The sequence below is a fragment of the Actinomycetospora lutea genome (assembly GCF_028737205.1).
In the GTDB taxonomy this organism is placed as follows: Bacteria; Actinomycetota; Actinomycetes; order Mycobacteriales; family Pseudonocardiaceae; genus Actinomycetospora; species Actinomycetospora lutea.
This window is the reverse complement of record NZ_JAQZAL010000068.1, coordinates 1-7,187: the sequence shown is the minus strand read 5'-3', so window position 1 is coordinate 7,187 and position 7,187 is coordinate 1. Positions and strand designations below refer to the sequence as shown.

Sequence of the window (7,187 nt, the reverse complement as noted above, 5' to 3'; positions counted from 1 at the left end):
CGTGCGCGACCAGCTCCGGCGTCGACACACGGACGCGATGGCGCTCAAGGAGCGCGTCGGCGACAGCGTGCCTCGGGCACGGGAGTACGTCGAGGCGGCTGTGAACCGCCCTCGCGTGGCACTCGATGGATCTTAAGGCTCTTCCGATCCGCGGGTTCGTCGACGAGGTCGTTGAATCTGTGCACCGATCTCAATTCCCGGGAGGCGGGGTGGTGCACGAGCAAGGCGTGGCCGCATCGCCGACCAACGACGCCAGGGTTCTATCGCCGCTTGAGACCGGCAGGCGGTGGCGCCGGGGCCAACGTCCAGGACATGGGTTCGCGCGGGTCGTACCGGCAGTGCGTGCCGGTCTGCACGGACCGGTCGAGGTGCGCGCCGAGCTCGGGGAGGACGGTCCCGACGCGCTGGATCGCCTCCCGCAGCCGGGCACTGACGGCCTTCCGTGCCCGTTCCGTCGTCCCTGCGCCGAGCGGCCGCTCGCGGCCGGCCAGCCCGGCCGCCTCCCGAAGCTGCTCGAGCAGTGCCGTGCGCTCGGCGTCGGCGCGCGCGCTCCGTCCGTTGTCGTGGTCACTGCGGGCCGACGCGAGGTCGTTGTCGAGCTCGGCCAAGCGGCGGCGGTAGGCGGCGCGGGCGGTGGCGTCGAGCAGCGGACCGCCCTCCCGGTCGTGCTCGGCCGCCCCGGCCAGCTCCAGGACGTGGACGTCCCGGCCGGACCGCGCGAGCAGCGCGGCGAGGTCGGCCAGGCCCTTGAGGTCGGGCAGGTGCACGGTCGTCGCGCCGTGGCGGACCCGCCACAGCTCGCCGTCGCGGCGCAGCTCGGCGTGGGCCGGTGGGTCGCCGGGAACGTCCTGCGCGCCGGACGCTGCCGTGCCACCCAGCCGCGCGGTGATGGCGTGCAGGCCCAGTTCCGCGGCCGTCCGCGCGGCCCGTTCGCGATGGCCGTCCCCGGCCCCGAGCGTCGCCAGCTCCGCACCCGTCTCGGCCTCCCACGCGCGGGCCCCGAGCCGCCGGTGCACGTTCAGTGCCTGGCGCAGCCATCGCTCGGCGTCGGCTCGGCGGCCCAGCGCGGCCGCCAGCAGGCCGGCCCAGTGGGCGTTGCTGCCCATGAAGCAGACGAGGGCGCCGTTCACCCCGCATTCGTCGGTGACCGGTTCCAGCTCGGCCAGGAGCTGGGCACACACCGCGCGGTTGTCCAGTCGCACCGCGGCCGTCGTCATTCCGCCGACGAACACCGGCCACAGGTAGGAGCGGTCGTCGCGCCACGTGTCCAGCGCCAGCACGATGTCCAGGTGGCGGCGCGCACCGTCGAGGTCGTCCGGCTCCCCGCTCAGCGCCAGGAACCCGGCGGCTACCGCGTGCGCGTGTGAGGGGACGCCGATCCACCACCGCACGGCCTCGGCCGCAGTGGCCCGCAGCAGGTCGGGCTCACCGCGCGCGCGGACCAGCCCCAGCAGCTGGGACATGCGCACGTTGCCGGTGTCCGGCTCGCCGATCCGCTCGCCGAGCGCACTCGCCTCCTCGATCAGCTGCTCGCCGTCGTCGAGCCGTCCGTCGACGAGGGCCAGGGCGGCGCGCCGGGTCAGCGCCAGGTAGTCGTGGCGGGGCTGGCGGAACCGCTGCGCAGCGTGCAGGTAGTCTCCGAGCACGGCGCGGAACGCCGGAGACCCCAGCTCGAGCAGCGCGTTCGCGGTCAGCAGGAGACCCTCGGCGTGCCGCTCGGCGTCACCGGTGCGCTCGGCAAGCGCTGTGATCTCCCTGGCGAGCTCCCGGCGGGCGGCGGCCCGTCCGGGCGTCCACAGCACGTCGTGCCGTGCGAGCAGGCAGGCGGCGAGCGTCGCCGGATCGTCCAGCGTGCGGGCCAGGTCCAGCGCCCGCTCGGACAGCGGCGCCGCCCGCACCCGCTGGGCGGGCACCGAGTGGCGCAGCTCGCGGGCAAGGCCGGCGGTGAGCTCGGCCTCGAGCGCGGTGCCCGCACCGCGCACCCCGGCCAGCGCCGTCTCCAGTTCCTCGACGATCGCGTCGCGGGCCATCGCGAACCGCGCGCCCAGGCGCTGGACGGCGAGCGCGACCCGGCCGAGGCGATCGGCGTCTCCGAGCGCGCCGGCGCCGCGACGGGCGTCGTCGAGCAGGACCCGCGCCGCGGACGCGTCGCCGGAGCGGGCCCGCGCGTCGGCCTCGTCAACGAGCAGGTCGACCAGCTGCGGCCCGGCGTCCGGTGCTCCCGCGTCCTCGAGGGCCCGGCGCGCGCGCACGAGGTGGGTGGCGGCCTCGGCGAACGCGAGCCGGGACCGTTCGGCCGCGGCCGCCATGCGCGCCCAGTGCACGGCGGGTGCGCCGCCCCGCAGCGGGACGGCCGCGGCCGCGTGCCGGGCCACGTCCGCCGCCTCGACCGGGAGCCCGCGGGCGTGCCGGCGTTCGAGCGTCTCGACCAGCTGCTGGTGCAGCTCCAGCCGCCGCGCGACCGGGAGCGCCGCCGCGACGGCCTCCCGGACCAGATCGTGCGCCAGCCGCGTCCGCGACCCGGCCGTACCGGTGACGAGCACTCCCGCGCGCACGCCGTCGGCCACCCGCTCGGCCAGCTCGGTCGCGCCGAGGCCGCAGACCTCGCCGAGGACGTCGGGCAGCAGCTCGGTGCCGGCCACCGCGGCGGCCTCGACGAGCCGGCGGCTGCCTTCGCCGAGCCGGTCCACCCGGCGCAGCACGAGGTCGCGCGCGGCGCTGGGCACGGCGCCCGCGGGCTGCGTCGGGTCGGCGAGCATTTCCGCGAGCTGGTGCACCAGGAACGGGTGACCGTCCGTGCGCCGGTGCACCTCGGCCGCCCATCGGTCTGCGGTGGCGCAGCCGGCCACGGCGGCGACCAGCTCGTGTACCTCGCCGCCGGCGAGGCCGTGCAGGAGCAGTGACTCCCCCCGCGCGGCCAGCTCGGCGACCGTCGCGGCCCGGCCGGCGTCGAGCTCGTCGTGCCGGTACGCCGCGACGATCACCAGCGGCACCGGCCGGTACGGCCGCGTGACGAACCTCAGCAGCGCCAGCGTGGACTCGTCGGCCCACTGCAGGTCGTCCAGCACGACGAATACCGGTGCGCGCCGGGCGAGCCGCTCCAGAGACCGGGAGACGGCGTCGAACAGGCGCAGCCGGGCCGCGTCCGGGTCGGCCGGCGGCTCGGCGGCCGGGGTGCTCGGCTCGGTCAGCTCCGGGAGGAGCCGGGCCAGCTCGGCGGCGTCGGCCGCTGGTGGCGCGTCATCCGGACCGGTCGCGCGCAGGCTGCGCAACGCCGTCGTCCACGGCCAGAACGCGGGTGCCTGGTCCGCATCCGCGCAGGTCCCCCAGCCGACCGACCACCCGCTGCGGGTGGCCGCCTCGCCGACGAGCGTCGTCTTGCCGATGCCGGCCTCGCCGCCGACCAGCACGAGCCGGGCCCGTCCGCCGGCAGCCTCCTCGACGGCGTCGAGGAGGCGGGACAACGCATGGGCACGGCCCACGAACGTCATGCGTCGAGATTATGCCGCGAAGCCCGATCCGATCGCGTCGATCGCGCGCCACGTCCTGGCGGGTGCCAGGCGGTTCCTGGCGCCGTTGGGGTGTGACCAGCCCGCGCCGTGCGACGAGGAGCTTTCGATGATCGTCACGTTCGACCCCGCCCGGTACAAGCAGACGACCCGAGCCCAGTGGGAGGACGCGGCCCCGGCCTGGCACGCGTGGGGACCGACACTGGAGACCTGGCTCGGCGAGGCGACCACGATGATGCTGGACGCCGCGGGTGTGACCGCGGGCGCCGCCGTGCTCGACGTCGCTGCCGGCGCCGGTGGCCAGACGCTCGCCGCCGCACGGCGGGTCGCGCCGTCCGGGCGCGTCCTGGCCACCGACATCAGCCCGGCAATCCTGGAGCGCGCGGCCGCGGACGCCGCCGCCGAGGGCCTGGACGAGATCGTCTCGATCCGCGAGCTGGACGGCGAGTGGCTCGACGTCGAGGCCGGCACGTTCGACGCCGTCGTCTCCCGGCTCGGCCTGATCTACTTCCCGGACCGGGCCGCCGCGCTGGCCGGCCAGTACCGGGCGCTGCGTCCCGGCGGGCGGGTGGCTGCGGTCGTCTATTCGACGGCGGAGCGCAACGCGTTCTTCTCCGTGCCGGTGTCAGTCATCCGGCGGCGTGCGCAGCTGCCCGCCCCGGCGCCCGGCCAGCCGGGGCCGTTCAGCCTCGGCGGGCCCGGCGTGTTGGAGGACGCATTGCGCCAGGCCGGCTTCCGCGACGTTGGGGCCCGCACCGTGCCGGCTCCGCTGCGGCTGCCGTCGGCCGCCGAGTGCATACGGTTCGAACGGGAATCGTTCGGCGCGCTGCACCAGATGCTCGCCGGGCTGTCGCTTGAGGAGCGCGACGCGGCATGGCGGGAGATCACCGAGGAACTGACCACCTTCGAGACCGGCGACGGCTTCGAGGGGCCGTGCGAGCTCGTCGTGGCGTGGGGGGTGAAGTGAAGCCGGTCGTCGCGGCCGCGGTGCAGGCCACCCCGGTGTTCCTGGACCGCGACGCGACCGTCGAGAAGGTCGCCGACCTCACGGCGACAGCCGCGACGGAGGGCGCCGGCCTGATCGTGTTCCCCGAGGCGTTCGTCCCGACCTACCCGGACTGGGTGTGGCGGGTCCCGGCCTGGAGCGACGCCGGCTACTACCGCGAGCTCGCCGACCAGGCGGTCGACGTTCCCTCGGCCGCGACCCGCCGAATGGGCGAGGCCGCGCGGTCCGCCCGGGCCTGGTTGGCCGTCGGCGTGAACGAGCGAGACCCCTCGGGGGGGACGCTCTACAACACGCTGCTGTACTTCGCCCCGGACGGGTCGCTCGCCGGACGGCACCGCAAGCTCATGCCGACCGGGGGCGAGCGCACGGTGTGGGGCCAGGGCGACGGTTCGTCGCTGACCGTGCTGGACACCCCGTTCGGCAGGCTCGGCGGGCTGATCTGCTGGGAGAACTACATGCCGCTGGCCCGGGCGGCGCTCTACGCCCGCGGGATGGACGTCCACCTGGCGCCCACATGGGACACCAGCGACTGCTGGCTCTCCACGCTGCGGCACGTCGCCCGGGAGGGGCGGACGTTCGTCGTCGGCACGAACTCCTACCTACGGGGTTGCGACGTGCCGTCCACCCTGCCGGACCGGGACGCAATTTACGGTGGTGAGGAGGACAGCATGTCGCACGGCGGGGCGGCCATCGTCGGGCCGGACGGGACGGTCTTGGCCGGCCCGCTGCTCCACGCGGAGGGCATCCTCTACGCCGAGATCGACGCGGTCGCCGCGCGGGTGGCCCGGCGGGAGTTCGACCCGGCCGGCCACTACGCACGGCCCGACGTGTTCGCGCTCACCGTCGACACGACGGCGCGTACGTCCGCCCGGTTCGTGACGAGGGGGCCGGCTTGTGACGGCGAGGATCCCGGTGACCGACGGACGGCATCCTGACCCGGCGTTCGCAGGCTGGTCAGACCCCGGGGCACCCCAATCCCATTGGCCAGATGCCGGCGAGCATGGTCTTTGGTCCGGGTGCGTTAGACGGCTTCGTCCTCCTCGCGGTGCCAGCCCAGGGCGCTGTAGCACCGAGCACGCCACAACCACGTCAGGTTGCGCACCACGTGAAGCAGGACGCGCTGATACCGCTAAATCAGCACCGCGAACGCGTCGGTGTCCCCGTCCAGGGACGCGCGAGCAGCTCGGCGTCGTCGCGAGCGTTGGTCCGCGGTCAGCACTGCTGCGATGGGTGGGATCGCTGCTCACAGTGGGCTCCGACCAACGGGAAGAGGCCCGGGGCTGGTGGGCCCCGGGGGGCAATGGGTGCGAGGCGCTCGCCGCCTCGACCGCCCGAAGGGCGCCGAGCGGGCCGTCGAGGCTCACGGTCACTGGGGACAAGATCGACCGGCCGGCCCCGCCAGGGTCGGTGCGCATCCCGGCCGGGCGGGTCATCGCCCAGGCTCGCAAGCCCTTCGAGGTCTTCCTTGACAAGTGCGAGGCCCAGCGGGACGGGGCGCGCTGACCGGCGGTGGGGGTTGCGCGCCGCGAGCGCTTCAGTGACCGACCGGCAGCCGCGCCCAACCGGAGCGCTCCATAGTCGTGACAGGAGCACCGACACCGATGAGCCAGCCCGAACTGGCCGAGAACATCCCCACCACCGAGCAGCCGCAGCAGGTGCGGTGGGCGGGCGTGGACTGGTCGTGGTCCGAGCACGCGGTCTGCGTCATCGACGACGACGGCACGGCGATCGCTCGGTTCACCGTCGCGCACACCAAGGCCGGTCTCGCCAGGCTGGTCACCACGTTGGACCGTCACCGCGTCCGTGGCGTCGCGATCGAACGCGGCGACGGACCGGTCGTCGCGGCGCTGCTCGAGGCGGGCTAACGGTGTTCGTCATCGCGAGCCGGCAGGTCACCGCGCTGCGCACTCGCTACAGCCTCGTTGGGAATAAGGACGACCGCTTCGATGCCTACCTGCTCGCCGATGTCCTGCGCACCGACCGCCGGCGGCTGACCCCACTGACCACCGACACCGATGCCACCGTCGGGCTGCGGATGCTCGTGCGGGCTCGCGCGGACCTGGTCAAGGCGCGCGTCGCGGCGCACAACCAGCTCCTGACGCACCTGCAGCTGTCCCACCCTGGCGCGGTCGGGCTCTTCCACGAGCTCGACGGGAAGGTCTCGCTGCGTTCCTGACCCGGTTCCCGACCCCCACGCCACGCGCGCTGGCTCTCCGAGAAGCGCCTGGCCACCTGGCTGACCAACGCCCACTACACGCGGGCGAACACCCGGACCCGGCCCAGCTGTTCGAGCACCTGCGCCACGCTCCGGCCGGGCACCCCGACGGGCCCGCGGCCGACGCCGCCCAGGCCGTCACCCTCGAGCTCGTCGCGCTGCTCCGCAGCCTGCGCGAGTGAAGCGCACCGGGTTCAGTGGAGGCTGTGGGGTGCCCCGGGTTCCGCGGAGTCGTGTGGCTGGAAGCTTCAGGCCACGACGATCTTCTTCTGGTTCTCGAACTCTATCGGTGATCGCCAGCCCAGAGCGCTGTGGCGGCGGCGCCGGTTGTGCCAGATCTCGAGGTACTCGAAGATCGCGTTAGCGAGCTCGATGCGGGTCTTCCACCGTCGCCGGTTGAGTAGCTCGACCTGCATCCGCGACCAGAACGACTCGATCACCGCGTTATCGAAGCAAT

The 7,187-nt window shown here is 74.4% G+C and carries 6 protein-coding genes; 4 read left to right on the top strand and 2 right to left on the bottom strand.

Going from position 1 to position 7,187, the window contains the following annotated elements; translation table 11 throughout:
* Window positions 1-260: 260 nt before the first annotated feature.
* The gene (locus PHK61_RS31485; protein WP_274284988.1) at window positions 261-3,491 is read right to left on the bottom strand and encodes an ATP-binding protein; all 3,231 of its coding nucleotides are present in this window, start codon (window positions 3,489-3,491) and stop codon (window positions 261-263) included.
* Window positions 3,492-3,618: 127 nt separating this feature from the next.
* On the opposite strand from PHK61_RS31485, the gene PHK61_RS31480 reads away from it, so the two are divergent.
* The 4 genes from PHK61_RS31480 (at window position 3,619) to PHK61_RS31465 (ending at window position 6,691) form a co-directional block, all read left to right on the top strand.
* The gene (locus PHK61_RS31480; RefSeq protein WP_274284987.1) at window positions 3,619-4,476 is read left to right on the top strand and encodes a class I SAM-dependent methyltransferase; all 858 of its coding nucleotides are present in this window, start codon (window positions 3,619-3,621) and stop codon (window positions 4,474-4,476) included.
* The gene (locus tag PHK61_RS31475; RefSeq protein ID WP_274284986.1) at window positions 4,473-5,450 is read left to right on the top strand and encodes a carbon-nitrogen hydrolase family protein; all 978 of its coding nucleotides are present in this window, start codon (window positions 4,473-4,475) and stop codon (window positions 5,448-5,450) included. Before PHK61_RS31480 ends, PHK61_RS31475 begins: the two co-directional genes overlap by 4 nt.
* Before the next feature lie 666 nt (window positions 5,451-6,116).
* Window positions 6,117-6,380 (top strand): IS110 family transposase, encoded by a 264-nt coding sequence (locus PHK61_RS31470; protein WP_274284985.1) that lies wholly within the window; start codon window positions 6,117-6,119, stop codon window positions 6,378-6,380.
* 2 nt (window positions 6,381-6,382) lie between these two features.
* Window positions 6,383-6,691 (top strand): IS110 family transposase, encoded by a 309-nt coding sequence (locus tag PHK61_RS31465; RefSeq protein ID WP_274284984.1) that lies wholly within the window; start codon window positions 6,383-6,385, stop codon window positions 6,689-6,691.
* A 287-nt stretch (window positions 6,692-6,978) separates the two neighbouring features.
* Here PHK61_RS31465 and PHK61_RS31460 read toward each other — a convergent pair.
* On the bottom strand, window positions 6,979-7,187 hold a 209-nt coding region (locus PHK61_RS31460), incomplete at its 5' end, for an IS3 family transposase (protein WP_274284983.1).

Coding starts and splice junctions, on each gene's coding strand:
- PHK61_RS31480 (WP_274284987.1), top strand. CDS start 3,619: ATGATCGTCACGTTCGACCCCGCCCGGTACAAGCAGACGACCCGAGCC.
- PHK61_RS31470 (WP_274284985.1), top strand. CDS start 6,117: ATGAGCCAGCCCGAACTGGCCGAGAACATCCCCACCACCGAGCAGCCG.
- PHK61_RS31485 (WP_274284988.1), bottom strand. CDS start 3,491: ATGACGTTCGTGGGCCGTGCCCATGCGTTGTCCCGCCTCCTCGACGCC.